We start from the raw sequence: 26,415 nt of genomic DNA, 5'->3' as shown, positions 1-26,415 counted from the left end.
CTACTGCAGACCGAGCGACTGCGCGGCGCGGGCCACGACGTCGAGCGAGGACGGGTCGGCGGGCGCGAGCTTCGTGATCGAGTAGATGGCGGTGAGGGCCGCTGAGCCCTCGGGCGTGGCCGAGTAGTCGGCGAGCGCCTTCGTGATCTTGTCCTGCAGCTCCGGCGAGAGCGAGCCGGAGACCGCGACGCCGTCGTTCGGGATCTCGTCCGTCATGGCGAAGACGACGACCTTCTGGCCCACGTCCGGCTTGTCCTTCTTCACGATGGTGCGGGCGTCCCAGAAGCTGAAGCCGACCTCCGCGTCGCCGTTGTAGACGGCGAGCACCGAGGCGTCGTTGGCCGTGACGGGGATCCGCTGGATGTCCGAGTCGATGTCGAGCCCGGCGTCCTTGAGCGCCAGCATCGGGTAGATGTAGCCGGCGGGCGAGCCCGGGCCGAGGACGGCGACCTTCGCGCCCTTCACCTTCGTGATGGAGTCGAGGCCCTGCGGTCCCGCGAGCGCGTCCGCGCCGTTGCAGAACAGCATGCCGTCGCGCTCGACGGGCGCGTCGTCGCAGTACTTGTCGGGGTCGTTCGTCATGAACTGGGCCGGGTACGTGATGTTGCCGTTGCGCTCGGTCTGCAGGACGACCTTGGCCTTGTACATGTCGCTCGCCTGCCAGAGCTGGAGCGACGGGAGGAAGCCGATCTGCGCCTGGTCGGCGCCCATCGCCTCCACCGCGGCCTGGTAGTCCTTCGACACCACGCCGGTGACGGGGATGCCGAGCGCCTTCGTGAGCATGTCGGTGAGCGGCGCGGCCGTCTGGACGAGCCCGTCCTGGTCCTGGGACGGGACGAGCGCGAGCGTGAGGGAGGTCGGATCCGCGGCGGCCCCGGGGGTGCCGGACGCGTCGGCGCCGGATCCGCTGGAGCAGCCGGTGAGCGCGAGGGCGGCCACGGCTCCGAGGGCCAGGACCTGGATGGCGGTCTTCTTCATGGGGTCATCTGCTTTCGGTGGGGAGCGAGGAGGGGCGGGCGGAGGAGACGGGGGTGGCGGCGGCCCAGGCGCCGATGTCGGCGTAGAGGTCGGCGAGGGTGGCGGCGCGGAAGGTGGCCCGGGTGTCGTCGCGCGCGCCGGGACCGACCAGCGCCGTGCTGAAGCCGCGCGCGTGGGCGGGCTCCAGGTCGTTGACCCAGAGGTCGCCGACGCTGAGCAGGCGGGCGGCGGCGGGACCCGCGGCGGGACCGGGGTCGACGCGTCCGAGGACGGCGGGCATGCCGGCCGGCTTGCCCGCGCCCGTGACGACCTCGTCGAACGCGCCGTCGAGGCCGAGCGCGGCGAGCGCCTCCGGGATCCGGACGGCGGGCGAGTTGGTGACGAGGACGCGGCGGGCCCGACCGGCGAGACCGCCGAGGAACGCCGCGAGGCCGGCCGGGGGCAGGACCGGCGCATGCGGACCGCCGAGCTCGGCACGGCTGGCGAGGAACGCCGCCGAGAGGAGACGGGCGGGCACGTCGTGGTCGGCGGCGAGCCGCTGCACGAGCGCGTAGCCGTCGATGGCGCCGGAGGCTCGGCCGACGTCCCCGAGCCCGGCGGCGACGGCGTCGTCGAAGCGGGCACGGGCGTCCACCGCCAGGGTCTCGGACACGTGGTGCGCGTAGCGGAGGACCGGTCCGTCGCCGAGGGACACCGTGCCGTCGAAGTCGAACACGATCGTCCGGCCGGGGGTGGTCACGGGTGGCGCTCGTCTCCGCGTCCGGGTCGCGGATCCCCGTTCGGGATCCTGTGGACGCAGCGTCCACGATAGGCATCCACCGTCGACGCTTCGACCATCCCCGGTGGACGGCAGGTGAACGCGGGCGGACGGGCAGGGGCGGGACGACGCGAGGGCGGCGGGACCGGGTGGTCCCGCCGCCCTCGGCGGTGGTGCGGTGCGGCGCGCGGGCGCGCCCGCGGATCAGGCGAAGGCCTCCGGCGGCGGGCAGGCGCAGAACAGGTTGCGGTCGCCGTAGGCCTGGTCGATGCGGCGCACCGGCGGCCAGTACTTGTCGCGCACCAGGGTCGCCACCGGGTAGACGGCGCGCTCGCGCGTGTACGCGTGCGTCCACTCCCCCGCGATGACCGACTCGGCCGTGTGCGGCGCGTTCCGGAGTGGGTTGTCGTCCGCCGGCCACTCGCCCGCGGCGACCGAGTCGGCCTCCTGCTTGATGCCGATCATCGCCGCGATGAAGCGCTCGACCTCGGCGAGGTCCTCGCTCTCGGTCGGCTCGACCATGAGGGTGCCGGGGACCGGGAAGCTCATCGTGGGCGCGTGGAAGCCGTAGTCGACGAGGCGCTTGGCCACGTCGTCCACCGTGATCCCCGTCGCCGCGGTCAGCGGCCGCAGGTCGAGGATGCACTCGTGCGCGACGAGGCCGTCCTCCCCCGCGTAGAGCACGGGGTAGTGGTCGCGGAGGCGCGCGGCGATGTAGTTCGCCGACAGGACCGCGGCGCCCGTGGCCTGCTTCAGGCCCTCGGCGCCCATCATGCGGACGTAGGCCCAGCTGATCGGCAGGATGCTCGGCGACCCGTAGGGCGCGGCCGACACCGGGGCGCCGCCGTGCTCGATGGTGGACACGACGCCGTCTTGCACGAGCGCGTGCACGTTGCGCTGCGCCTGCGGGTGGCCGGGCAGGAAGGGCGCGAGGTGCGCCTTCGCCGCGACCGGGCCGACGCCGGGTCCGCCGCCGCCGTGCGGGATGCAGAACGTCTTGTGCAGGTTGAGGTGCGAGACGTCGCCGCCGAAGTCGCCGAACCGGGCGAAGCCGAGGAGCGCGTTGAGGTTCGCGCCGTCGACGTAGACCTGGCCGCCCGCCTCGTGCACGGCTGCGCAGATCGCGCCGACCTCGTGCTCGTAGACGCCGTGGGTGGAGGGGTACGTGATCATCAGCCCGGCGAGCTCGTCGCGGTGCGCGGCGATCTTCGCGCGCAGGTCGTCGAGGTCGACGTTGCCGAGCTCGTCGCACGCGACCACCACGACGCGCATGCCGGCGAGCACGGCGCTGGCCGCGTTCGTGCCGTGCGCGCTCTGCGGGATGAGGCAGACGGTGCGCGCGTCGTCGCCGTTCGCGAGGTGGTAGCCGCGGATCGCGAGGAGGCCCGCGAGCTCGCCCTGGCTGCCCGCGTTCGGCTGCAGGCTCACGGTGTCGTAGCCGGTGACGTCCGCGAGCCAGGTCTCCAGCTGGAGGACCAGCTCGAGGTAGCCCTCGACATCGTCGGCCGGGGCGAAGGGGTGGATGGCCTGGAACTCGGGCCAGGTCACCGCCTCCATCTCGGTGGCCGCGTTGAGCTTCATGGTGCAGGAGCCGAGCGGGATCATGCCGCGGTCGAGCGCGTAGTCCTTGTCGGACAGGCGCTTGAGGTAGCGCATCATGCCGGTCTCGGAGCGGTGCGTGGAGAAGACGGCGTGGGTGAGGTACTCGCTCGTGCGGACGGATCCCTCGGGGATGGAGGAGAGATCGCCCGCGGCGCCCTCGTCCTCCGCGAGCTCGGCGCCGAACGCGCGCGCGACGGCGGCGAGGTCCTCGGGGCGCGTGGCCTCGTCGACGCTGAAGCCGAGGGTGTCGGCGTCCACGCGGAGCAGGTTGACCCCGCCTCGGGCGGCGGCCGCGAGGATCTCGTCGGCGCGGCCGGGCACGGAGACGCGCACGGTGTCGAAGAACGCGGCGTGGATCGGCGTGACGCCGACCGTGGCGAGCGAGCGGACGAGGCGGCGGGCGCCGCGGTTCGCCTGGCGCGCGATCACGCGGAGGCCCTTCGGCCCGTGGTAGACCGCGTACATCGAGGCCATGACGGCGAGGAGCACCTGCGCCGTGCAGATGTTGCTGGTGGCCTTCTCGCGGCGGATGTGCTGCTCGCGCGTCTGCAGCGAGAGGCGGTAGGCGGGGTGGCCGGCCGCGTCCTGGCTGACGCCGACGAGGCGGCCGGGCATCTGGCGCTCGAGGCCGGCGCGCACCGCCAGGTATCCCGCGTGCGGGCCGCCGAAGCCCATCGGCACGCCGAAGCGCTGCGAGGTGCCGACCGCGATGTCCGCGCCGAGCTCGCCGGGCGACGTGATGACCGTGAGGGCGAGCAGGTCGGCCGCGACGACCGCGAGGCCGCCCGCCGCGTGCACGCGCGCGATCACGGCGCTCGGATCCCAGACGCGGCCGGAGGCGCCCGGGTACTGGATGAAGGCGCCGAACGCGTCGGGCAGCTCGGCCGGATCCACCGAGGCGAGGTCGTGCGCGACCAGCTCGATGCCGAGCGCGGCGGCCCGGCTGTCGAGGAGCGCGCGCGTCTGCGGCAGGGCGTCGGAGTCGATGAGGAACACGTTCGTCTTGGCCTTCGAGGCGCGACGCGCGAGCAGCATGCCCTCGACCACGGCGGTGGACTCGTCGAGCATCGACGCGTTCGCGGTCGCGAGCCCGGCGAGCTCGGCGACCATCGTCTGGAAGTTGATGAGCGCCTCGAGGCGGCCCTGCGAGATCTCCGGCTGGTAGGGCGTGTAGGCCGTGTACCAGCTCGGGTTCTCGAGCACGTTCCGGGTGATCACCGCGGGCGTGATCGTGTCGTGGTAGCCGAGGCCGATCATCGAGGTGCGCACGCGGTTGCGGCTCGCGATGCGACGCAGCTCGGCGAGGGCGTCGCGCTCCGTGGCCGCCTCGGGCAGCACGGAGTCGCCCTCGGTGCGGAAGCGGTCGACCTGGATCGTCTCGGGCACGGCCTTCGCGAGGAGGGACGGGATCGAGTCGTGGCCGAGGAGGGCGAGCATGGTGGCGCGGGCCTCGGAGTCGATGCCGATGTGGCGGGCGCCGAACGCGCCCGGCGCGAACGTCGAGGACTCCTCCGCGATGTCGGGCGCGGCGGCGGGCGACGGCGTGGCCGGGCGCGTGCCGGCGTCGACGGCGGTCACTCGCCCACCAGCGCGACGTACTCGTCGTGGCTGAGGAGCGCGGGGAGCGCCTCGAAGCGGACCTTCACGAGCCAGCCGGCGCCGAACGGGTCGCTGTTGACGAGGTCGGGCGAGGCCACGACGTCGTCGTTGACCTCCGTGACCGTGCCGTCGATGGGCGCGAAGAGCTCGCCGACCGACTTGGTCGACTCGATCTCGCCGACGACCTCGCCGCCCGCGAGCTCGTCGCCCACGGCGGGCAGCTCGACGAAGACGACGTCGCCGAGCTTGTCGGCGGCGTAGGCCGTGATGCCGACGGTCGCGACGTCGCCGTCGACCTGCACCCACTCGTGCTCGGCGGTGTACTGGAGGCTGGTCTGGTCGGTCATGCGAGGGCCTTTCGCGAGTAGAAGGGGAGGGTCACGACGGTGGCGGGCACGCGCGTGCCGCGGACGTCGACGGTCAGGCGCGTGCCGGGGGCGGCGAGCGCGGGATCCACGTACGCCATGGCGACGGGGTGGCCGAGCGTGGGCGACAGGGCCCCGCTCGTGACGATGCCGACAGGCGCGACGGCGCCTTCGGTGGCGTCCATCACGGCCTCGAGGGCGGCGGCGGAGTCGCCCGCGGCCTCCTCGGCGTAGACGGGGTAGTCGGCGCGGGGCGCGCGGCGGCCCTCGGTGACGAGGCCGACGAGCACGCGGGCGACGGGATCCGGCCCCTTCTCCACGGCCGCGCGCCCGCGGAAGTCGCCCTCCTTGCCGAGCGCGACCACCTTGCCGAGACCGGCCTGGACGGGCAGGGTGTGGAGGCCGAGCTCGTGGCCGTAGAGCGGCATGCCGGCCTCGAGGCGCAGCGTGTCGCGGCAGGCGAGGCCCGTGTTGAGGAGGCCGAGCGGCGTGCCGGCCGCGACGAGCGCCTCCCACAGGGCGACGGCGTCCTCGGTCGCGACGTACAGCTCGTAGCCGTCCTCGCCCGTGTACCCGGTGCGGGCGACGAGCACGTCCTGGCCGGCGAAGCGCGCCGCGGTGGCGCGGTAGTAGCGGAGCGCCTCGAGCGGCGTCTCGGTCTCGAGCCCGCCGGTGGCCTCGAGGATCGCGCGGGACACCGGACCCTGCACGGCGATGAGGGCGACGTCGTCGCTCGCGTCGTCGACCTCCACGTCGTCGAGGCCCCGGGCGGCCTCCGCGAGCGCGGCGAGCACGGGGTCGTGGTTGCCCGCGTTGGCGACGACGAGGAAGGACTCCTCGCCCGTGCGGTAGACGATGAGGTCGTCGACGATGCCGCCCGAGGGATCCAGCAGCAGCGTGTACTTCGCCTGCCACTCGGCGATGGCGGAGAGCTTGCCCGCGAGCACGGAGTCGAGGAACCGGGCGGCGCCCTCCCCCTCGACCGCGATCTCGGCCATGTGCGAGATGTCGAAGATGCCGGCGGCCTCGCGCACGGCGCGGTGCTCGGCGAGGTCGCTCGTGTAGCGCACCGGCATGAGCCAGCCGGCGAAGTCGGTGAAGGAGGCACCGGCCGCCTCGTGCACGGCGTGCAGCGGGGATCGGCGGGGCGGGGCCGCGGTCGCCGCGGCGGGCGCGGTCTCGGCGGGTGCGTCGGTCATGGAGTCCTCCGGTCGTGACCGGCGCGGGCGCCGGATGCGGGACTCCCCCTCTGTCATGTGCCTGAGAGCTTCGCGCCGTCCGAGGACGGGCTTTCACCGTGGGCGAGCCGTGCGGGACGGCTGCTTTTCAGAGTGGCCAGTGCATCGCGGTACGTGGACCTGAGAGATTGGCGGGGAGGCTTGCTCCTTCGGTGCTCCCGGAGGAGCTCTCCCGCGATGCGTGCGCGGCCGTGTGTTCGTGCTCCAGCATATCGAGCGGGACGTTTCGGCCGTGTGACGATTCCCGGCGGATCCGACCGGCGCAGCCGTCCCGATCGGACGCGACGGCGCCGCCGCACCCGGGTGGATGCGGCGGCGTCGGGTGGTCGGATCGACCGGCGGGATCAGATCGCGTCGGGCGCGGGCGATGCGGGCGCCTGCGGGGCGCCGTCCTCGTCCTGGTCGATGACGCGGCGCACGTCGTCGGCGAGCTGCGCGACGCCCTCGGGCATCATCTCGAAGCCGTCGGTGGTGCCCACGTTGATGACGAGGCCGGTGCCCTCGGGGATCGCCTGCACGAGCTCGGCGGCGGGGATGGTGGCGACGTGGTCGGCGACGCTCGTCACCTTCTCGTCGATGCGGTCCTCGTGCGTGAACGCGGCGAGCATGGGCACGCCGTCGCGGTCGAAGAGGACGGGCTGGAGCTGGTCGGTCTCGGGGGTGAGGGGCGTGGCGGTGGGCACCACGACCGTCGTGTTGATGAACTCGGTCAGGACGGCGGTCATGTCGGACTCGCCCGCCTGGCCGCGCGCGATGGCCTGCTCGAGGGGGGTGGGCTCTCGGTCCTGTGAATCGGTCATGGGTCCATCGTGCCCGATCCGGCGGGGCGGCCGCTGATCGAGGCCGCCTGGCCGAGCGCCGTCGCGGCCTGGCGCGGAGTTAGGATCGTCTCTTCCACCCGCCATCCGTCCCGAGGGGAGACGCCCGTGTCGATCGGACGCCAGCGCCCCCGCGGCGAGCTCGAGGCCGCCATCATGGACGCCCTCTGGGACGCCGACGAGCCGCTCACGGCCAAGGACGTCGTGGCCCGGATCCCGGATCCGCGCCCCGCGCTCACGACGGTGCTCACGGTGCTGGACCGGCTCGGCCAGAAGGGCCTCGTCACCCGATCCGACGAGGCGCGCGCGCTCACGTTCGCGCCCGCCCGCTCGCGCACGGACCACGCGGCGTCGCTCATGTCGGGCGCGCTCGCGGCCACCAAGGACCGCGAGGCCGCGCTGCTGCGCTTCGCCGGCACCCTCGACGGGGACGACCTCACGGCCCTCCGCCGCGCGCTCGGCGGGGACGACCGGGCCTAGGCCGGATCCGCTAGCGCGGGTCGTCGGCGCCGTCGTACGGTCCGCCGACGCTCGGGCCGTCCTCGCCGGGGCCGTCCTCGCCGGGGAACCGACGCGACGACCGGCGCACGACGCCGACCACCACGAGCACGGCGGCGGCGAGGATCACGAGGCCGATGAGCACGAACACCCACACGGGCGTGGTCTCGGCCGTCTCCGCGAGCGGCACGGACGCGCCGGACCGCGCATCGGACGTGGGTGCGGGCGCGACGGGCGCGGCGCCCTCGGTCGTCATGGTGCCCTCGGGCTCCGGCGTCGCGGTGGCCGCGCTGCCCGCCCAGGCGTCGCCGCAGGCCGGGGCCGCCGTGATCGCCGGGGTGCCGGTCGTGTCGCCCGTGGGCGCGTAGGTGAAGGAGTAGGTGCCGTCGATCGGGTGGCTGTCGCTCGAGACCGCGCGCCACGTGACCTGGTAGGTGCCGGCCGTGCCGAGCGCGATGCGGGTCGTGGCGCGGGTCCCGTCGACCGCGATGCAGCCGTCCTCGTGGAAGGAGCCGTCGGAGGCGTTGACCACCTGGATCGCGAAGCCGGACGCCTGCGCGTCGAGCGCGAGGAGCTCCTCGCTGAAGTCGAGCGCGATGGTGCCCGGCTCGTCCGTGACGGTCGCGTCGGCGGCGGGGATGGATCCCACGAGCCGGTCGTGCGCGGACGCGGCGCCCGCCGGGATCAACGCCCCGCCCAGCACGAGCGCGACGGCGGCCGCGGCGAGCGCGGCGCGACGGAGGAGGGACGGGGTGCGGGGGTGGTGCGGAGACGCCATGGGTCCATCATCCCCTGCGCCCGGGAGCGGGAGAAGCGGACGCGAGGCGACGATGTTCGCCTGCCGGTCGCCTCCGGTTCTCCTCGCGCCCCCGATTTCGGCGGATTCTGAAATGTCCCCGCACCGGGGGCATCACCCGAGGAGACCCCACCCCCATGACAACCACCCCCACCCGGACGCGTCGCCGCGTCCTCCCGATCGCCGCGGCCGCCGTCGCCGCGACCATCCTGCTGCCGGCCGGCGCGTTCGCCGCCGGCGCGGCGCTGTCGCAGAACGGCGGCGCCCAGCGCCTCGCCGGCGACCAGACCGCCCAGATCCGCTCCGAGATCACGAACGCGTCCGCGAAGAACGTCATCCTCCTCATCGGAGATGGCATGGGCGACTCCGAGATCACCATCGCCCGCGACTACGCCTACGGCGCCGCCGGCCGCCTCCCGGGCCTCGACGCCCCGCCCCTGACCGGCCAGTACACGACGTACTCGCTCGAGCGCAGCGGCGACCGGAAGGGCAAGCCGGACTACGTGCCCGACTCCGCCGCGACCGGCAGCGGCTGGGCGACCGGTACGAAGACCTACGACGGCGCGATCAGCGTCGACATCGACGGGAAGCCGCAGGCGACCCTCACCGAGATCGCGAAGGCCAACGGCCTGCGCACCGGCGACGTCAGCACCGCCGAGATCCAGGACGCCACCCCCGCCGTCCAGGTCGCGCACGTCGACAGCCGCTCCTGCTACGGGCCCGACTCCGCCTCGTGCGGCGACGACGCGCTCGCGGCCGGCGGCCTCGGATCCATCAGCGAGCAGCTCTTGAACACGCGCCCCGACGTCACGCTCGGCGGCGGATCCGCGAGCTTCACGCAGACCGCGAAGGCCGGGCAGTACGAGGGCCAGACCCTGTTCGACCAGGCCGACCAGCGCGGCTACCAGGTCGTCCGCGACGGCGCCGGCCTCGCCGGTGTGAAGACCGCCGACCAGACCGCGCCCGTGCTCGGCCTGTTCACCCCGGGGAACTTCCCGACGCGCTTCGCGCCGACCCCCGCGACCGTCGGCGGCGCCGACCTCGCGCCCGTCACCTGCACCGAGAACCCCGAGCGCCTCGGCAGCGACCTGTCGCTCCGGACGATGACGGACAAGGCGATCACGCTGCTCGACACCAAGAAGGCCGGCAAGGGCTTCTTCCTTCAGGTCGAGGGCGCCAGCATCGACAAGCAGGACCACGCCGCGAACCCGTGCGGCCAGATCGGCGAGACGCTCGACTTCGACGAGTCCGTGCAGGCCGCCATGGCCTTCGCGAAGAAGGACGGCAACACGCTCGTCATCGTCACCGCCGACCACGCGCACTCCAGCCAGATCGTGGACAACACGCCTCCCACCTCGCTCAGCGCCGCCGTGCGCACGCTCGAGGGCGGCGTGATGAAGCTGTCCTACGGCACCGCGGGCCTCGGCGGATCGCAGCAGCACACGGGCACGCAGGTCCGCGTCGCGGCCTTCGGCCCGGGGGCGGCGAACGTCGTCGGCCTCACCGACCAGACCGACACCTTCTTCACGATGGCGAACGCGCTGAAGCTCGACCGCGGCACGGGGGCGCTCAGCAAGGGCGCGTCGGTCGTGGCCAGCGACTACCGACCCGACCGCGGCGAGGAGATCACCGTGACGGGCACCCGCTTCGCCGGCGACCGCCAGGTGACGCTCACGACCTCCGCCGGGCAGATGGTCGGCACCTACGACGTCGTCGACGGCAAGGTCGCGATCCCGTTCACGGCCCCGGCCACGAGCGGCCCGCTCACGCTCACCCTCACCGGGGTGCAGACGGGCAAGGTCGCCACCGCCAAGGTGACCGTCCGCTAGCACCGCGGATCCACCACGGGTGCCCCCACGACCACGGTCGCGGGGGCGCCCTCCGCGTCTCCGGGCGTCGTCGGCCCGCGCTCGTGTTGCGCCGGGAGCCGCGGCACGATGGACTCGTCGCATGCACACCGCCCCCCAGGACGCCCCCGGCGACGGCCCGGCGCGATCCGCCGGCCTGTCCGCCGACGAGATCGACCGGATCCGCCGCGACTTCCCCCTCCTCGACACGGAGGTGAACGGCCACCCGCTCGTGTACCTCGACTCGGCCGCGACCTCGCAGAAGCCGCGTCAGGTGCTGGACGCGGAGCGCGCGTACCTGGAGCACCGGAACGCGGCCGTCCACCGCGGCGCACACACGCTCGCGGCGCTCGCGACCGAGGAGTTCGAGGAGGCGCGCGAGAAGGTCGCGCGCTTCGTGGGCGTCGACGCGGGCGAGATCGTGTGGACCTCCAATGCGACCGAGGGCCTGAACCTCGTCGCGTACGGGCTGGGCAGCGCGGCCGCTCCGACGTCGATCCGCGTGCGGGAGGGCGACGAGATCGTCGTCACGGAGTCGGAGCACCACGCGAACCTCATCCCGTGGCAGCAGCTCGCGCTCCGCACGGGCGCCCGGCTGCGCTTCATCCCCGTCGACGACCAGGGTGCGCTGCGGCTCGAGACCCTGGCCGAGGTCATCACGGAACGCACGCGCGTCGTCGCGCTCGCGCACGTCTCCAACGTGCTGGGCGGCGTCGCGCCGCTCGGTCCCGTCGTCGCCCGCGCGCGGGAGGTGGGCGCCCTCGTCGTGCTCGACGCCTGCCAGTCCGTGCCGCACCTGCCCGTCGACCTGCGCGCCCTCGACGTCGACCTCGCCGTCTTCTCCGGCCACAAGATGCTCGCGCCCACGGGCATCGGCGTGCTCTACGGGCGGCGCTCGGTGCTCGAGGCGCTGCCGCCGTTCCTCACGGGCGGGTCGATGATCACGACGGTGACGATGGAGGCGGCCGAGTTCCTGCCGCCGCCGCAGCGCTTCGAGGCCGGCACGCAGCGCATCTCGCAGGTCGTGGCGCTGGGCGCCGCGGTCGACTACCTCGACGCGGTCGGCATGGACCGGATCCAGGAGCACGGACGGCGCATCGGCGCGCGGCTCGTCGCGGGCCTCACCGGGATCCCGGGCGTGCGGGTGCTCGGCCCCGCCGGCGACCGCGTCGGCCTCGCCGCGTTCGACCTCCCGGGCGTGCACGCGCACGACGTGGGGCAGATCCTCGACGACCGCGGCATCGCCGTGCGCGTGGGGCACCACTGCGCGCAGCCGCTGCACCGGAGGCTCGGCCTCACCGCGTCCACGCGCGCGAGCGGGACGCTGCACACGACCGACGCCGAGATCGACCTGCTGCTGCAGGGCGTCGAGGACGCCGCCGCGTTCTTCGGGGCCGGCCGATGAGCGCCCCGGGCGTCGGCGGCGGCGCGCTCTACCAGGAGCTGATCCTCGACCACTCGCGGACCCCCGAGGGCACGGGCGATCCCACCGGGTGGCCGATGCACGCGCACCAGGTGAACCCGACGTGCGGGGACGAGATCACCCTCGGCGTCCGCGTCGAGGACGGGCGGGTGGCCGAGATCGCCTGGACGGGCCACGGCTGCGCGATCTCGCAGGCGTCCGCGTCGATGCTCGTCGGCGTGCTCGACGACGCGAGCCTCGAGACGGTGCACGCGCGTATCGCGGCGTTCCGCGAGGTCATGCGGAGCCGGGGCGCGTCCCACCTCGACCCGGAGGAGTTCGGCGACGCCGTCGCGCTCGACGGGGTCTCCCGCTACGTCGGCCGCGTCAAGTGCGCGATGCTGCCGTGGACGACGCTGGAGATCGCGCTCCGCGCCGGCTGACGAGGACGGTCGCGGCCGAGCGCCCGGGCCTCAGGGCAAGTCGACGCGGAACAGCGCGCACTCCGTGTCGTAGTAGGCGCGCGTGCGGCCGAGGGGGCGCATCCCGATCCGTCGGCACACGGCCTGCGACGGCGCGTTCGCCGGGTTCGTCACCGCGAGCACGCGGCGCAGCCCGCCCTCGGCCGCGTGGGCGAGCACCCGCCGCGCGGCCTCCGTCGCGACGCCGCGCCCCCAGGCGTCCGGGTGCAGGTGCCAGCCGATCTCCGTCTCGCCCTCCTCCGGCGCGTCGCGCGGGGCGGGGTCGTCGCCGGCGAGGGGCGCGGCCGACGCGGGCAGGTCCTTGAGCAGCAGCGTGCCGAGGAGCGCGCCGCCGTCGCGGTCCTCGATCGCCCAGATGCCGCGCACGGGGTGGTCGAGGGCGGCGTAGCGGGCGGCGCGCGCCACGGCCTGGGCGGGATCCGTGTGCACGGCACCCGTGCCGATCCACCGCATCACCTCGGGCCGCGCGTGCAGGTCGAGGAGGAAGGGGGCGTCGGCCTCCGTGAAGCGGCGGAGGAGCAGGCGGTCGGTCTCGAGGTCGGGCACCGCCCCAGGCTAGGGGGACGTCGGTGGTCGCCCCTAGCGTGACGGCATGCCCGAGCCGGTGGATGCGTGGTGGGCGCGGCGCCGCTGGTCGCGCGGCCTCGACGTGCCGTACCCGGTGGGCACCTACCGGGAGGCGTGGGCGTCGTTCCCCGTGCTCGTCCGGCAGTACCACCCGGATCTCAACCGCGGCATCACGCTCACGCAGGTGCCGCCCGCGGCCGACGTCCTCCTCACCTGGCAGTGCGACGTCGGGCACGTCTTCGTCGCGACGCCCGAGGAGCAGCGGAGGCGGCCGGGCCGGGAGCGCCGCCGCTCGTCGTGGTGCCCGGACTGCGCGGAGGCCGCCGCGCCGCGCACACCGGTGCTGCCGATGGCGGACCAGGTGCGGTGGCCGGGGGCGTCGCCGCTCGTGGCGGGGCCGGTGGCGGGGGGATCCGCGTCCGACGCGTCCGACGCGTCGGGCGGATCACCGTCGTCGGCTGCCGGGCCCGGATCCGCGTCCGCACGTCCGCGTCGGGGCGCGCGCGACGGCCGGCCCGCGGCGGGCGGCACGGGCCGCGACCGGCGCGGGAAGGACGGCACCCCGAGCGCCTCGGGCACCGCGGGTCCGGCCGAGCGGCGCGCGTCCCCGGCCGCGGCCGCGACCCCCGCCCGCCCCCGCCGCTCCCCCGGCATCTGCACGAAGACGCCCGACCTCCCCGTCGGCGAGCCGTTCGCGAGCGCCTGCGCGCCGCCGCCCGCGTCCGCCGTCGAGGAGCGCCTGCGGCAGGATCTGGCCGCGCGCCTGGATCACACGCCCGGGCTCACCGCCGTGCGGCTCGCGCGCCCGTTCTTCGAGCACCTCGAGGCGTGGCCCGACATCCTGCTGCCCGAGCTGCGGGTGGCGATCGAGTACGACTCCACCGGCCGCCACGGCCTCGAGCACGTCGGCCGGCGCGAGGAGGCCGACCGCCGCAAGGACCGGGCGCTCCGTTCCGCCGGCTGGGAGGTCATCCGCATCCGCACGGGCAAGCTGCCGCCCCTCGGCCCCTACGACCTCTGCGTCTCGGGCCTCACCCGCGGCACGGTCGACCAGCTGCTCGACCGGCTGCGCGAGATCCGCGGCCCGCTCTTCGTGGACGCCTACCTGCGCGAGGTGCCGCCGTCGGCCGCGACGGGGTGACGCGCGCGCCCGGCGCGCTCGCCCGCCCACCTCAGCTGACCCGCAGCGCCAGCGCCTCGCTCCGCCACCGGGCGACCAGCTCCCACGGATCCGGCTGCCCCGCGGCGAGCGCAGCGACATGCGCGCGCAGCTCCTCGTCGAGCGCGAACCACTCGGTGCGCGCGTAACGCTGCCGCGCGAAGAGCGCGTGCCGCGCCCGCTCCACCGCGCGTCCGCCGCGCTCGAACGCCAGCAGCTCGTCGTGCCGGAGCGTGCCGAGCCGCTGCCGCGGGTTCGCGCTGGTGCCGATCTTGATGCGGTCGCCGAAGCGGATGTAGTAGACGACGTCGACCCGCGGCGGCGCCAGCTCGCCGTCCGGGTGATCGCCATGCCGCCACTCGCACACGGCGCACAGCCAGCCCGACGGATACCGCACGCCGAGACGGGATCCGCATGCCGGGCAGGGCGACGGCAGCACGTCCTCGACGCCGTGCTCCCGTTCCGCCCACGCGGCCGCGGCCACGAGGTGCGTCGCGCACAACGGCACGGGCGCCCCGGGCTCGACGGGGGCGGCGCACGCCTCGGCGCGGCACCGGGCGGATCCGTTCGACGTCATGCCCCGACGCTAGGCGCGAGGGCCGACACCGGCGCCTGCGGGATCTGGTCGGGAGACGCTCAGCGCGCCGCCCGCACCACCACGGGCGCCTCGTCCTCGAGCCCACGGCGGAGCTCGACGGAAGTCCACGGCACGGGAGCGTCCGCGAAGATCGGCTCGAGCACCTCCCACATGATGCGGCGGTCGGGTCCCACGAAGTACACGTCGTAGGAGCCGTCGCCGAACTCGTTGCCGTCGATCCCGCCCGCCTCGAGCAGCTGGAGCGCATCGTCGCCCGCGGTCTCGGTGGCGGCCAGCGACTCGAACGCCTCGTAGGCGGATGCCGCCTCGCCCGCCTCGAAGCGGAGCACCACCCAGTCGTCGGGCTCGTCCTCGCGGATCCAGGGGCGCGCGACCGCGACGATCGCCATCGTCAAGCCGGTGATGATCCCGGTGAGGAGGAGCGCGCGGATCCGGGGCGTCATGCGCGCGCCCGCCCGGCGTCGACTGCTGCGCTCATGCGACCTCCCCGTCCCCGCGGCCGCGCTCGCGAGACGGCGCGCCCTGCCTCAGTATCCCCTGGTGCCCGCCCGTGTGACGAGTCGCCCACGGCGCTGGACCGGGAACGGTCCTGATGGGTAGCTTTCCCCCGACGAGCGGGCGGTCGGCCGGCTCCCCCATCCGCTTCGCCGAAGGAGCGCCGTGTCCGAGCCGAGCACGCACGAGGAGCTGATCGCCTCCATGGCGACGGTCTTCGACCTCATGGACGCCGCCACCCTCGACGCCTGGGAGGGCCTCACCGGGCTGCAGATCCAGCTGCTGCGCGTCGTCGCCACCGGCATGCAGGTGGACCGCCAGTCGCTCTCCATGTGGACCCGCACCTCGCGCGCGGCCCTCGTGCCGAGCCTCGCGGCGCTGCTGCAGCGGCGGATCCTCGTGGAGGAGGCGGATGGGGAGGCCGCGCACCTCGTCGTCGGACCCGCCGGCCGGCAGCTCCTCGAGACGGTGATGCGCGCCCGCATCGGCTGGATCCGCGGGGCCTGCGCCTCCGTGCAGCCGCCCGTCGACGAGGGCGAGCTCCGGCGCGCGATCGGCGCCCTGCAGCGCATCGCCGACGGCGCCTGACCGCGAGCTACCCCGCGTCCTCGCCCGATCCCTCCCCCTCGACCACCTCGCCATCGCGCCCATAGGGTGGGGAAATGGCGAACACGAGCGAGGCCCAGGCACCCCCGCGATCCGAGCTGAAGCGCTCCATCACGGTGAAGCAGCTGTACTTCTACGTGGTCGGCGACGTCCTCGGATCCGGCATCTACGTGCTCGTGGGCCTCGTGGCCGCGGCCGTGGGCGGCGCGTTCTGGATGGCGTTCCTCGTCGGCGTCTCCATCGCGACCATCACGGGCCTCGCGTACGCCGAGCTCGTCACGAAGTACCCGCAGGCCGCCGGCGCCTCGCTCTACATCAACAAGGCGTTCCGGAGCCCGGTGCTCACGTTCTTCATCACCATCTGCATGCTCAGCGCCAACATGGCCGCCGTCGGGTCGCTCGCCGCTGGCTTCGTCCGCTACCTCGCCGACCTGGTGGGCCTGCCCGAGTCGGCCATCTGGGCGACGACCGGCATCGCGGTCGCGTTCGTCGCCGTCATCACGGCCATCAACCTCATCGGCATCAGCGAGTCCGTCATCGCCAACGTGGTCATGACCTTCGTGGAGATCAGCGGCCTCATCATCGTCGTCGCCATCGGCGTCATCGCGCTGGTCGAGGGCGTGGGCGACCCCGCCGTGCTGCTCCAGTTCCAGGTCGAGGGCGGCCCCGGATCCGCGGTGCTGGCCGTGCTCGCCGGCGTCTCGCTGGCCTTCTTCGCCATGACCGGGTTCGAGAACGCCGCGAACGTGGCCGAGGAGACCATCGACCCGTCGCGCGCGTTCCCCCGCGCGCTCATCGGCGGCATGATGACCGCCGGCGTCGTCTACGTGCTCGTCTCGATGGCCGCGGCCCTCGCCGTGCCCATCGGCGACCTCGCCGGCAACACGCTCCTCGAGGTCGTGCGCGCCGACCTCTTCTTCATCCCCGCGGCCGTGATGCTCGTGGTCTTCGCCGTGATCGCGATGGTCGCCATCAGCAACACGGCGCTCGTGACCGTGGTGGCCCAGTCGCGGATCCTGTTCGGCATGGCCCGCGAGAACGTCGTCCCTGCGGTCTTCGCGAAGGTGCACCCGGCCCGCCAGAGCCCTTACGTGGCGCTGATCTTCGGCGGCGCCGTGGTGGCCGCGCTCCTCGTCATCGGCGCGGCGATCCGCTCCAGCCAGGCGGGGATCCCCGAGGACCAGCGGCTCGACATCGTCGACCGACTCGCCACCATCACCGTGGTGTTCCTGCTCTTCATCTACGCGCTCGTGATCGTCGCGTGCCTGAAGCTGCGCGGCCAGGACGAGACCGACGACACGTACCGCGCGAACACGCCGCTGCTCATCGTCGGGATCCTCGGCAACGTCGCCGTGCTGGTCTACACGCTCATCGACGACCCGGACGCGCTGTGGTGGGTCGCCGGGCTGCTCGCGCTGGGGCTTGTGCTCTACCTCGCGCAACGCACGTTCGGCGCGACGAAGCCGGACCTCGAGGCCGCAGCGGGCGTCGCCGCGGCGGGCCCCACCGACAGGGAGGTCTGACCCGTGCACGTCATCGTCGCCACCGACGGATCCCAGGCGTCGCTGCAGGCGGCCCGCCAGTTCCAGGTGATCGCCGACTCCCGCGAGATCACGGAGGTCACCGTGCTCGCGGTCGTGAGCCCGTACGCCGCCGCGCCGTTCGCCAACGACCTCGGCCCGCGCCGCGCGACCGGCCAGACCGAGCTCAGCTACCGCCGCGATGCCGAGGCTGCCGTCGCGACGGTCGCCGCGGTCTTCGACGGCTGGGGCCCGACCATCCACCGCGACGTGCGCAGCGGCTCCCCCGCCACCGAGATCATCCGCGCCGCCGAGGACCTCTCCGCGGGCCTGATCTCCATGGCCGCCGGCAGCCGCGGCCTCACGGCGACGATCCTGCTCGGCAGCACGGCGTCGCGCGTGCAGCACTCGGCGCCGTGCCCGGTGCTGATCTGCCGGCCGACGGCGCGCGGGCGGGCGTAGCGGACTAGCCCTGCGGCGTCGCGGCCGCCGTCGCGATGAGCGTCGTGAGCGTGCTCGGGTCCACCGGCCCGAGGATCCGCGCGCTGACGCGGCCCTCCGGGTCGAGCACGAGCGTCGAGGGGGTCGCGTTCGGCGCGGTGCGGGCGGCGAAGGCGAGCTGCACCGCGTTGTCCTCCACGTCGAGCACGTTCGCGTAGGGGATGTCGTAGGCGTCGACGAACGACGTGACGGTATCGGCGGAGTCGCTGGTGTCGACGCCGAGGAACGTCGCCGTGTCCGTCGTCGCCGCGCTGACCTCGCGGAGGTCCTTCGCCTCGAGGCGGCACGGACCGCAGGCGGCGTACCAGAAGTTGACGACGAGGACCTTCCCGCGGAACTGCTCCGCGGTCACCTCGGCGCCGGATGCATCCGGCGCGCGGAAGGATATCGGGTCGCCCCGTTCCCCCACCGGGAACTCGGTGACGCGGTCGTCGCGGGACCCGGCGCCGTCGCCCGTGTGGAAGTCGCTCGCGAGCTGGTCCGTCGCGGTGCACCCGCCGAGGGTCAGGGCGGCCGCGAGCGCGAGGGCGGCAGCGACGAGGGGGCGCCGGATCATGCCGCCATGCTACGGCGCGTCAGTCGATCGCCTCGAACACCATCGTCGCCTGGATCCGGTCGCCACCGTCGAGCCCCTTGCTGCCCGACACCGCCGTCGAGATGGTGTGCAGCCGGTAGCCGCGCGCGGCTTGGGCGTTGATCGCGTTCTCCAGCTCCGTGAGGTTGCCCGACCCGGTCCCCCACACCTTCTCCTTGAGGATGGTCTGCAGGACGACGTACTCCTTGCCTCGCGTGCGCGCTGCCGCGCCCGAGGCCGACGCTGCCGCAGGACCCGCAGGCGTGGTCGCCACAGCCGGTCCGTACCCGGGAGGAGGCGGCGGCTGCACCGTGTCCGTCCACTGCGTACCGTCCCACCAGCGCATGGTGCCCGAGCCGTCGTCGTACCAACCGGCCTGCGTCTCCTGTGCCATCGTCTCGCCTCTCGTCGTGTGATCCTCCGGCCATCGTCCTCCGACGGCCGGCAGATCGTGCCCGTCGATGGCGGACGGCGGATCAGGGGCCGCGACGCGCGACGCCCGAATGTAAAGCCCATGTGAACAGTTCGCGGTCGCGTCGATAGCGTGCGTATCGTGCTGAGCACCTCCCGCCCGACGCGTCGCGACCGAGCGGGAGGATCCCCTACCCGAGAACGCCGACCCGCACGGAGGCCCTCATGGCACCCGCCCCCCAGCTGCACAAGGGACTGACGCAGCGACAGCTCAGCATGATCGCGATCGGCGGGGTGATCGGCGCCGGACTCTTCGTCGGATCCGGCGTCGTCATCAACGGCGCGGGTCCCGGCGCCTTCATCACGTACGCGATCTCGGGCGTGCTCATCATCCTGGTGATGCGGATGCTCGGCGAGATGGCCACCGCGAACCCCAGCACCGGCTCCTTCGCCGACTACGCCCGGCACGCCCTCGGCGGCTGGGCCGGCTTCTCGATGGGCTGGCTCTACTGGTACTTCTGGGTCATCGTCGTCGGCTTCGAGGCGGTCGCCGGCGCGAAGGCCCTCACGTACTGGTTCGACGCCCCGCTCTGGCTGCTGTCCCTGGCGCTCATGGCGCTGATGACCGCCACCAACCTCTTCTCGGTCGGCGCCTTCGGGGCCTTCGAGTACTGGTTCGCGGGGATCAAGGTGGCCGCGATCATCCTGTTCCTCGGCCTCGGCGGGCTCTACGTGCTCGGCATCTGGCCGGGTCGCTCCGCCGACTTCTCGAACCTCACCACGCACGGCGGCTTCTTCCCGAACGGCGTCGGCGCGATCTTCTCCTCGGTCGTCGTCGTGATCTTCTCCATGGTCGGCGCGGAGATCGCCACCATCGCCGCGGCCGAGTCGAAGGATCCGGCGACCGCGATCCGGAAGTCCACCAACTCGGTGATCCTCCGCATCTCGCTCTTCTTCGTCGGCTCGCTGTTCCTCCTCGCCGTGATCCTCCCGTGGGATTCCACGGAGCTCGGCGCCTCGCCCTTCGTGAGCGCGTTCGACCGCATGGGCATCCCGTTCGCGGGCGACGTGATGAACGCGGTCGTCCTCACGGCCGTGCTCTCCTGCCTCAACTCCGGGCTCTACACGGCGTCCCGCATGCTCTTCGTGCTCGCCGGCCGGCGGGAGGCGCCGGCGCGGCTCGTGCAGGTGACGCCCCGTGGCGTGCCGCGCGCGGCGATCCTGCTCTCGTCGGTCGTCGGCTTCCTCTGCGTGATCGCCGCGGCCGTCTCCCCCGACACCGTCTTCCTGTTCCTGCTCAACTCCTCGGGCGCGATCATCCTGTTCGTCTACCTGCTCATCGCGATCTCGCAGATCGTCCTCCGCCGCCGCAACGGATCCGCAGGGCTCGTCGTGCGGATGTGGCTGTTCCCGGGCCTCTCGATCCTCACCGTCGTCGGGATCGTCGCGGTGCTCGTGCAGATGGCGCTGGATCCCGAGATCCGCCCGCAGCTCGTGCTGAGCCTCGTGGCGTGGGCGGTCGTGCTCGGGCTGTACGCGGTGACGAAGGCGCGGGGCGGGTCGGTGGATCCGGTGGCGGCGGAGCCCGTCGACGCACCGGAGACCGCCGTCCCGGTGGCGCGCGAGGCCTGATCCCGCCCGCCGGGGTCGGCGGGCCCGCTGGTTAGGCTGGCCGCATGGCGACAGTGATCCTCGTGCGGCACGGACGCACCACAGCGAACGCGACCGGGATCCTGGCGGGGCGCACCCCCGGCGTCGACCTCGACGACACCGGACGCGACCAGGCCGACCGCGCCGGCGACCGGCTCGCCGCGGTGCCGCTCGCGGCCGTCGTCTCCAGCCCGCTGCAGCGCTGCTGGGAGACGGCGCAGCGGATCCTCGAGCGGCAGCAGGCGAAGCCCGCCCAGCCCGTCGACCCCGACCTCACCGAGTGCGACTACGGCGACTGGCAGGGCCGCGCGCTCGCCGACCTCGCGAAGGAGGACCTCTGGGCGCGCGTGCAGTCGCACCCGTCGTCGGTCGTCTTCCCCGGCGGCGAGTCCATGGCCGGGATGCAGGGGCGCGCGGTCGCCGCGATCCGCCGCCACGACGCCGCCATCGAGGCCGAGCACGGGCCGGGCGCCGTGTGGGTCGCGGTGAGCCACGGCGACGTCATCAAGTCGATCCTCGCCGACGCCCTCGGCACGCACCTCGACCTGTTCCAGCGCATCGACGTGGGCCCGGCGTCGATCTCCATCGTGCGCTACGGCGCGGGCCGGCCGACCGTGCACGCGACGAACACCGACGCGGGCGACCTCTCGTGGCTGGCCGCGAGCGTCGGATCCGGTGACGCTCCCGTGGGCGGCGGCGCCGGGCACACGACGCCGTGATCCACCGCGCCTAGAGTGGACGCATGCCCACACGAGCCCTCGAATTCGACTGGCCGGACCGGGCCGTGGTCGGCACCATCGGTCTCCCGGGCGCGCGCACGTTCTACTTCCAGGTGCGATCCGGCCCCCAGCTGGTGACCATCGCCCTCGAGAAGCAGCAGTCCGCGCTGCTCGCCGAGAAGATCGACGAGATCCTCGACCAGCTCGTCACGGTCGAGGGCAACCCGTTCAGCATCCCCGAGAGCACGCCCCCGGAGCTCGTCGACAACGATCCGCTCGAGGACGTCGACGAGCGCTGGCGCACCGGCGCCATGGGCCTCGGCTGGGATCCGACGACGGCCCAGGTGGTCATCGAGGCGTACCCGCTCGCGGAGGACGACGACAGCGACGACTTCGACCTGCCGAGCGCCGACGACGACGTGGACGCGGATGACACCGAGATGCTCGTGGTGCGGATGCCCGTCGGCGCGGCCCGCGCGTTCGCGAAGCGCACCCACGAGATCGTCGGCGCCGGCCGCCCGATCTGCGCGGTGTGCGGCTACCCCATCGACCCCGACGGGCACATCCACACATTCCCCGACGAATGATGTCGGAGCCGGACCCGCTGGACGGCGAGCTGATCGTCACCGGCCGCATCCGCACCGCGTCGAACGCGACCTTCCTCGGGACGATCGGCGACGTGGCCGTCGTCTACAAGCCGATCCGCGGGGAGAACCCGCTCTGGGACTTCCCCGACGCGGTGCTCGCGCACCGCGAGGTCGCCGCGTACCTGGTCTCCGAGGCGCTCGGCTGGGGCGTCGTGCCGCGCACGTGGCTCCGCGACGGTCCCGCGGGCGAGGGCATGGTGCAGCTCTGGCAGGACGAGGATCCGGACCAGGACGCCGTGGATCTGATCCCCGTGGCCGAGATCCCGGAGACCGGCTACCGTACGGTCCTCGGCGGCGAGGACGATGAGGGCAACACGGTCGCCCTCATCCACGAGGACACCCCGGTGCTGCGCCGCATGGCCGTCTTCGACGTGATCGTCAACAACGCCGACCGCAAGGGCTTCCACGTTCTTGCGATGCCGGACGGCCACCGCTTCGGCGTCGACCACGGGCTCACGTTCCACGAGGACCACAAGCTGCGGACTGTGCTGTGGGGGTGGGTCGGGGATGCGCTGACCGCGGAGGAGCTCGCCGGTGTGGATCGGGTGCTCGCGGGGTTGGATGGGGAGCTGGGGCGGGAGCTGGCGGGGCTATTGACGGTGGAGGAGCTGGAGGCGCTGGCAGAGCGGTGCACGCGGTTGCGCTCGCAAGCGCGGTTCCCGGCGCCGGCGGGACAGCAGTCCGCGGTGCCCTGGCCGCTGTTCTAAGCCCCATACGAAGAGTAACCACCCACCGACGACATTCAGTCGCTGAAGCAGAGCGACTCTAAGTCGCTTACTGCCAAGCACCTCACCCTAAAGCTGGGTGCAAGTAAGAGTACTCGAGTGCACCTAAAGCCCCCTTCGCCCCGCATTCCTGCATCTTATCTATGACGAGGGATACATTCGACCGCGAGCAATGGCATCATTCTTTAATTCGCGCGCAATGCGCTCGTCTAGCTTCCGACACCGGTTCGCCGAAGCGCCAGCATAGTCGTCAGAAAATACGATCGATGCATGCTCTTGATGCAAGTCGTCGAAACCGCCGTCATCGAGAACTCGTAGCTGACCAACGGTTTGGTCTTGTGCGGAAAGGGAGTTGTTTGCGGTAAGGATACAGCCGACAGAAACACCCCATGTGCCACCGGGTCGGACACCCGTTCGCCGCTCATAATTCCCAAAAGACTCAGCTGGACTTACAGTGGATTTGTCGGTCGACAAGCGCCGCTCATCCTTTGGCGTTGGACGAAATGCCACGGATAAGGGACTACCGTCACGAATCCAGCTCACTACTACCTGGCGCCGTAGAACTTCTCCAGATTCAACTATTTCGGACGGCTCCGTGACCGGAGCAGGCTCGGCAACATCGGTGGAATTGGTAACTTCCGTAGGTTGGTGGGATTGATTCGCCTCTGAGGGGGCGCGCTGGCCCAACTCGCTAGGAGAGTCGTCAACCAATTGAACCCTCCTCAAGGAAGTGGCGGATGCGACCCATGTCTCTGGCCTCAAGCAGCACATCACGATCGTCTTCAGCTCGATCCGCGAGGATGCACATGTAAGCGCTCCCATCCACATTCATCTCAAGAATAAAGTCCTCGCTGTTGCGACTCCACTCAAAGCGCAGGCCACCATCAGGCAGAGGCGCAGGTGCCAGGTCTTCCGGCACATCATCGAGTTGCTCTAAAATGTTAGTCGCGTCAACTACAAGCTCACGTTTGACAGGTTCGCTTGCTACTCCCCCAAGCCAACCCGACGGCAGTTCAAGAAGCTTGACAAGATGTTCCTTCAGGCGCACGATTGCAAACCTAGTGACGCTAGTGACGGTCTCAAATCTTTGAATATCACCCTCGGCGTTGACGAGCGCATCCCCATCAACCTCTACGAGAGGCCCCTCTCCGCTTTCGTCACTTAGTAAACTGGCTGGAATTGAGAGACCATTCCACCCATAGTTGCAGAGCACGCGGGTGCCCTCGGCCGTTCGCAAGTGAAAGACTAGTCGTTCAGTGTCTAGCTCAACTATACGGCCCACCACTTCCTGATGTGACACGTCAGACATTGATGCAATAATCTCCGCAAATGCGTCATGTACGGCCGTGGTGACGTAAGCGGTGTTACTGCCGTCGACACGACCCGTCTTAATGCGACATCCCCGTTCCAGCGTTCGCCCTAGGTGGCGAAACTTGACAAGAGACTTAAGTGGAAAGTCGGAGGGTACGGCTCCCGTTGTAGCAACTGCCACGATTGCCTTCGAGACAAGATCGCGACCCTGATCGAAATAATCAGAAAATACTGGCTCATCGCGCTGGTCGAGTTCAGACACGGGCGCACGCTCAAGAACAAGGTCGGAGCTACCCTCATCAATATCAACGAGCCGAAGATCGAAATCTTTTTCCATATTCCGGCGCGATCTTAACCGCTCCGGATTGTCTCGAAGGAAGCACTGCTTGGCTACGTCGACAATGATGGCCCGATAAGTCACTAGCTCAAACAGAGCCTCGACGGGCACTCCGCGTCGGTCAAACGGCGCACCCTCAAGCACGAACAGCCCAAACTTGCTGCCCTGGTGGTCACCGGTCGCGTCGTCTGAGTGTGGCTGCACCGGGTCAGGCATGGGTTGAAACTAGCACGCGAGCCCTCCATCTGGTCTGGCCACTTGAGTAGTCAGTCAGGATGACCCGGGGCTCGTCAGAGAGCCTTCATCTAGCCGGTGCCGGAGCCCCTGAAGATCTGGATGAGCAGTATGGGACTCAGTTGTTGAACCGGAACTCCACCACGTCCCCGTCCTGCATGACGTACTCCTTGCCCTCGATGCGGGCCTTGCCCTTCGAGCGCGCCTCGGCGATGGAGCCGGTCTCGACCAGGTCGTCGTAGGAGATGACCTCGGCCTTGATGAAGCCCTTCTCGAAGTCGGTGTGGATCACGCCGGCCGCCTGCGGGGCCTTCCAGCCGCGCCCGATGGTCCAGGCCCGCGTCTCCTTGGGGCCCGCCGTCAGGTAGGTCTGGAGGCCGAGGGTCTCGAAGCCGATGCGGGCGAGCTGGTCGAGGCCCGACTCCTCCTGGCCGGTGCTGGCGAGCATCTCGGCGGCGTCCTCGGGGTCGAGCTCGATGAGCTCCGACTCGATCTTCGCGTCGAGGAACACGGCCTGCGCGGGCGCCACGAGGGCGGCCAGCTCATCCAGACGCCCCTTGTCGCCGAGCACCTGCTCGTCGACGTTGAACACGTAGATGAAGGGCTTCGCGGTCAGCAGGCCGAGCTCGCGGACGGGCTCCAGGTCGATCTTCGACGCCGACAGCGGCTTGCCCGAGTCGAGCCACTCGCGCGCGGCCTTCGCGGTCTCGAGCACGACCGGCTCGATGCGCTTCGTCTTCAGCTCCTTCTCGTAGCGCGGCTCGGCGCGCTCGAGGGTCTGCAGGTCGGCGAGGATCAGCTCGGTGTTGATGGTCTCCATGTCGCTCGCGGCGTCGACGCGGCCGTCGACGTGCACGACGTCCTCGTCCTCGAAGCCGCGGACGACCTGCGCGATGGCGTCGGCCTCGCGGATGTTCGCGAGGAACTGGTTGCCGAGGCCCTCGCCCTCGCTCGCACCGCGGACGATGCCCGCGATGTCGACGAAGGAGACGGGCGCGGGGAGGATCTTCTCGCTGCCGAAGAGGCCGGCGAGCACCTCGAGGCGCGGGTCGGGCAGGTTCACCACGCCCACGTTCGGCTCGATCGTCGCGAACGGGTAGTTCGCGGCGAGCACCTGGTTCTTGGTCAGGGCGTTGAAGAGCGTCGACTTGCCGACGTTGGGGAGACCGACGATCGCGATAGTGAGAGCCACGGGAGTCCATCGTACGGGGCGGGCCGGCTCCTCCCCCGCCCGCGGCTGCCCTGGGCTCTCCGGCATCCGGCGTCGGTCGTGCGTGGAACACTCGAACCCATGCCGTTGGACTTCACCGCGATCGACTTCGAGACCGCCAACAACTCGTCGGCGAGCGCGTGCTCGGTGGGTCTCGTCAAGGTCCGGGACGGCGTCGTCGTCGAGACCGCGTCGTGGCTCATCCGGCCGCCGGCGGGGCACGACGCCTTCTCGATCTGGAACACGCGGATCCACGGCCTCGTGGAAGACGACGTGGCCGGCGCCGACGGCTGGGCCGACCAGCTGCCGCGCCTCATGGCCTTCGCGGGCGACGACCACCTCGTGGCCCACAACGCGCGCTTCGACATGGGCGTGATCCAGGGCGCCTGCAAGGCCACCGCGCTCATCCCGCCGCCGTACTCCTACCTCTGCAGCCTCCAGGTCGCGCGCCGCACCTACGCGCTCGACTCGTACCGGCTGCCGGTCGCCGCGCGGGCCGCGGGCTTCGAGGACTTCTCGCACCACGAGGCGCTGGCGGATGCGCGGGCGTGCGCCGCCATCGTCGTGCACGCGGCCGGGCGGCACGGCGCCGCGTCGATCGCGGGGCTGGCGGAGGCCGCCGGCGTGGGCCTCGGCCGCATCGGCGCGCCGCGCACGCAGACCGTCACGCGCGCGTCCGCCGCCGCGACGCCGCCCATCGACTGGGCCTGATCCGCCGCTCGGCCACCCGCCGCCCCGCGTCCCGGCCGTGTCGGGGGCCGCTGGCACA

At 72.0% G+C, this 26,415-nt stretch carries 27 protein-coding genes and 1 riboswitch; of the genes, 13 read left to right on the top strand and 14 right to left on the bottom strand.

The window, feature by feature from the left end:
- The 6 genes from phnD to ITJ44_RS12330 form a co-directional block, all read right to left on the bottom strand.
- The gene (gene phnD / locus ITJ44_RS12355; RefSeq protein ID WP_194635851.1) at positions 1 to 978 is read right to left on the bottom strand and encodes a phosphate/phosphite/phosphonate ABC transporter substrate-binding protein; all 978 of its coding nucleotides are present in this window, start codon (positions 976 to 978) and stop codon (positions 1 to 3) included.
- Positions 979 to 982: 4 nt separating this feature from the next.
- Complete coding sequence (locus tag ITJ44_RS12350) at positions 983 to 1,717, bottom strand: HAD family hydrolase (RefSeq protein ID WP_194635850.1); 735 nt, start codon at positions 1,715 to 1,717, stop codon at positions 983 to 985.
- Between the two features lie 222 nt (positions 1,718 to 1,939).
- On the bottom strand, positions 1,940 to 4,915 hold the full coding sequence (gcvP, locus tag ITJ44_RS12345; RefSeq protein ID WP_194635849.1) for an aminomethyl-transferring glycine dehydrogenase: 2,976 nt from the start codon (positions 4,913 to 4,915) through the stop codon (positions 1,940 to 1,942).
- Positions 4,912 to 5,283 (bottom strand): glycine cleavage system protein GcvH, encoded by a 372-nt coding sequence (gene gcvH, locus ITJ44_RS12340; protein ID WP_086521930.1) that lies wholly within the window; start codon positions 5,281 to 5,283, stop codon positions 4,912 to 4,914. Before gcvH ends, gcvP begins: the two co-directional genes overlap by 4 nt.
- Positions 5,280 to 6,500 (bottom strand): glycine cleavage system aminomethyltransferase GcvT, encoded by a 1,221-nt coding sequence (gene gcvT / locus ITJ44_RS12335; protein ID WP_194635848.1) that lies wholly within the window; start codon positions 6,498 to 6,500, stop codon positions 5,280 to 5,282. Before gcvT ends, gcvH begins: the two co-directional genes overlap by 4 nt.
- A gap of 137 nt (positions 6,501 to 6,637) precedes the next feature.
- Positions 6,638 to 6,724, bottom strand: a riboswitch (glycine riboswitch).
- Between the two features lie 159 nt (positions 6,725 to 6,883).
- A complete protein-coding gene (locus ITJ44_RS12330) occupies positions 6,884 to 7,339 on the bottom strand; it encodes an SseB family protein (protein ID WP_194635847.1) in 456 nt (151 codons plus the stop codon).
- Between the two features lie 126 nt (positions 7,340 to 7,465).
- Between ITJ44_RS12330 and ITJ44_RS12325 the strand changes: the two genes are divergently transcribed.
- Positions 7,466 to 7,837 (top strand): BlaI/MecI/CopY family transcriptional regulator, encoded by a 372-nt coding sequence (locus ITJ44_RS12325; protein WP_015490825.1) that lies wholly within the window; start codon positions 7,466 to 7,468, stop codon positions 7,835 to 7,837.
- A gap of 10 nt (positions 7,838 to 7,847) precedes the next feature.
- On the opposite strand, the gene ITJ44_RS12320 is transcribed toward ITJ44_RS12325, so the two are convergent.
- A complete protein-coding gene (locus ITJ44_RS12320) occupies positions 7,848 to 8,633 on the bottom strand; it encodes a copper resistance protein CopC (protein WP_194635846.1) in 786 nt (261 codons plus the stop codon).
- 155 nt (positions 8,634 to 8,788) lie between these two features.
- On the opposite strand from ITJ44_RS12320, the gene phoA reads away from it, so the two are divergent.
- The 3 genes from phoA (at position 8,789) to sufU (ending at position 12,343) form a co-directional block, all read left to right on the top strand.
- Positions 8,789 to 10,480: an alkaline phosphatase gene (gene phoA / locus ITJ44_RS12315; RefSeq protein ID WP_194635845.1), complete on the top strand. Its 1,692-nt coding sequence runs from the start codon at positions 8,789 to 8,791 to the stop codon at positions 10,478 to 10,480.
- A gap of 121 nt (positions 10,481 to 10,601) precedes the next feature.
- A complete protein-coding gene (locus ITJ44_RS12310; RefSeq protein WP_194635844.1) occupies positions 10,602 to 11,903 on the top strand; it encodes a SufS family cysteine desulfurase in 1,302 nt (433 codons plus the stop codon).
- On the top strand, positions 11,900 to 12,343 hold the full coding sequence (gene sufU / locus ITJ44_RS12305; RefSeq protein WP_194635843.1) for a Fe-S cluster assembly sulfur transfer protein SufU: 444 nt from the start codon (positions 11,900 to 11,902) through the stop codon (positions 12,341 to 12,343). Before ITJ44_RS12310 ends, sufU begins: the two co-directional genes overlap by 4 nt.
- Positions 12,344 to 12,373: 30 nt before the next feature.
- Here the strand turns inward: sufU and ITJ44_RS12300 are convergent, their stop codons facing one another.
- Positions 12,374 to 12,928 (bottom strand): GNAT family N-acetyltransferase, encoded by a 555-nt coding sequence (locus tag ITJ44_RS12300; protein WP_194635842.1) that lies wholly within the window; start codon positions 12,926 to 12,928, stop codon positions 12,374 to 12,376.
- A gap of 46 nt (positions 12,929 to 12,974) precedes the next feature.
- Between ITJ44_RS12300 and ITJ44_RS12295 the strand changes: the two genes are divergently transcribed.
- Positions 12,975 to 14,090: a zinc-ribbon domain-containing protein gene (locus ITJ44_RS12295; protein WP_194635841.1), complete on the top strand. Its 1,116-nt coding sequence runs from the start codon at positions 12,975 to 12,977 to the stop codon at positions 14,088 to 14,090.
- A gap of 31 nt (positions 14,091 to 14,121) precedes the next feature.
- On the opposite strand, the gene ITJ44_RS12290 is transcribed toward ITJ44_RS12295, so the two are convergent.
- On the bottom strand, positions 14,122 to 14,685 hold the full coding sequence (locus ITJ44_RS12290) for a GIY-YIG nuclease family protein (protein ID WP_194635840.1): 564 nt from the start codon (positions 14,683 to 14,685) through the stop codon (positions 14,122 to 14,124).
- A 59-nt stretch (positions 14,686 to 14,744) separates the two neighbouring features.
- A complete protein-coding gene (locus tag ITJ44_RS12285) occupies positions 14,745 to 15,149 on the bottom strand; it encodes a hypothetical protein (RefSeq protein WP_194635839.1) in 405 nt (134 codons plus the stop codon).
- A 217-nt stretch (positions 15,150 to 15,366) separates the two neighbouring features.
- Between ITJ44_RS12285 and ITJ44_RS12280 the strand changes: the two genes are divergently transcribed.
- From ITJ44_RS12280 to ITJ44_RS12270, 3 genes are all read left to right on the top strand, one after another.
- The gene (locus ITJ44_RS12280) at positions 15,367 to 15,789 is read left to right on the top strand and encodes a MarR family transcriptional regulator (protein ID WP_194635838.1); all 423 of its coding nucleotides are present in this window, start codon (positions 15,367 to 15,369) and stop codon (positions 15,787 to 15,789) included.
- Between the two features lie 74 nt (positions 15,790 to 15,863).
- Positions 15,864 to 17,330, top strand: a complete 1,467-nt coding sequence (locus ITJ44_RS12275; RefSeq protein ID WP_194635837.1) for an APC family permease — start codon at positions 15,864 to 15,866, stop codon at positions 17,328 to 17,330.
- Between the two features lie 3 nt (positions 17,331 to 17,333).
- Entirely contained in the window at positions 17,334 to 17,789 is a 456-nt protein-coding gene (locus ITJ44_RS12270) for a universal stress protein (protein WP_194635836.1), read from the top strand.
- A gap of 4 nt (positions 17,790 to 17,793) precedes the next feature.
- Here ITJ44_RS12270 and ITJ44_RS12265 read toward each other — a convergent pair whose 3' ends face one another.
- Together ITJ44_RS12265 and ITJ44_RS12260 are read right to left on the bottom strand one after the other, a co-directional pair.
- A complete protein-coding gene (locus tag ITJ44_RS12265; protein ID WP_086506249.1) occupies positions 17,794 to 18,384 on the bottom strand; it encodes a TlpA disulfide reductase family protein in 591 nt (196 codons plus the stop codon).
- A 19-nt stretch (positions 18,385 to 18,403) separates the two neighbouring features.
- Positions 18,404 to 18,796: a DUF2510 domain-containing protein gene (locus ITJ44_RS12260; RefSeq protein ID WP_194635835.1), complete on the bottom strand. Its 393-nt coding sequence runs from the start codon at positions 18,794 to 18,796 to the stop codon at positions 18,404 to 18,406.
- 242 nt (positions 18,797 to 19,038) lie between these two features.
- On the opposite strand from ITJ44_RS12260, the gene ITJ44_RS12255 reads away from it, so the two are divergent.
- The 4 genes from ITJ44_RS12255 to ITJ44_RS12240 are packed head-to-tail and all read left to right on the top strand — an operon-like array spanning position 19,039 to position 22,536.
- Entirely contained in the window at positions 19,039 to 20,445 is a 1,407-nt protein-coding gene (locus ITJ44_RS12255) for an amino acid permease (protein WP_194635834.1), read from the top strand.
- Between the two features lie 44 nt (positions 20,446 to 20,489).
- Positions 20,490 to 21,182, top strand: a complete 693-nt coding sequence (locus ITJ44_RS12250; protein WP_194635833.1) for a histidine phosphatase family protein — start codon at positions 20,490 to 20,492, stop codon at positions 21,180 to 21,182.
- 23 nt (positions 21,183 to 21,205) lie between these two features.
- Entirely contained in the window at positions 21,206 to 21,769 is a 564-nt protein-coding gene (locus ITJ44_RS12245; RefSeq protein ID WP_194635832.1) for a DUF3090 domain-containing protein, read from the top strand.
- Positions 21,769 to 22,536 carry an SCO1664 family protein gene (locus ITJ44_RS12240; protein WP_194635831.1) on the top strand — a complete coding sequence of 256 codons (768 nt, stop codon included), beginning with the start codon at positions 21,769 to 21,771 and terminating at the stop codon, positions 22,534 to 22,536. Before ITJ44_RS12245 ends, ITJ44_RS12240 begins: the two co-directional genes overlap by 1 nt.
- A 721-nt stretch (positions 22,537 to 23,257) precedes the next feature.
- Here ITJ44_RS12240 and ITJ44_RS12235 read toward each other — a convergent pair.
- Entirely contained in the window at positions 23,258 to 24,418 is a 1,161-nt protein-coding gene (locus ITJ44_RS12235; protein ID WP_194635830.1) for a hypothetical protein, read from the bottom strand.
- Positions 24,419 to 24,554: 136 nt separating this feature from the next.
- Entirely contained in the window at positions 24,555 to 25,628 is a 1,074-nt protein-coding gene (ychF, locus tag ITJ44_RS12230) for a redox-regulated ATPase YchF (RefSeq protein ID WP_194635829.1), read from the bottom strand.
- Positions 25,629 to 25,727: 99 nt separating this feature from the next.
- Here ychF and ITJ44_RS12225 point away from each other — a divergent pair, with 99 nt between their 5' ends.
- Complete coding sequence (locus ITJ44_RS12225) at positions 25,728 to 26,357, top strand: 3'-5' exonuclease (protein WP_194635828.1); 630 nt, start codon at positions 25,728 to 25,730, stop codon at positions 26,355 to 26,357.
- Positions 26,358 to 26,415 lie beyond the last annotated feature (58 nt).

It is taken from the genome of Clavibacter sp. VKM Ac-2873, assembly GCF_015351075.1.
GTDB lineage: Bacteria > Actinomycetota > Actinomycetes > Actinomycetales > Microbacteriaceae > Clavibacter.
The sequence above is the reverse complement of the archived record's forward strand: the minus strand, read 5'-3'. Positions and strand labels throughout refer to the sequence as shown.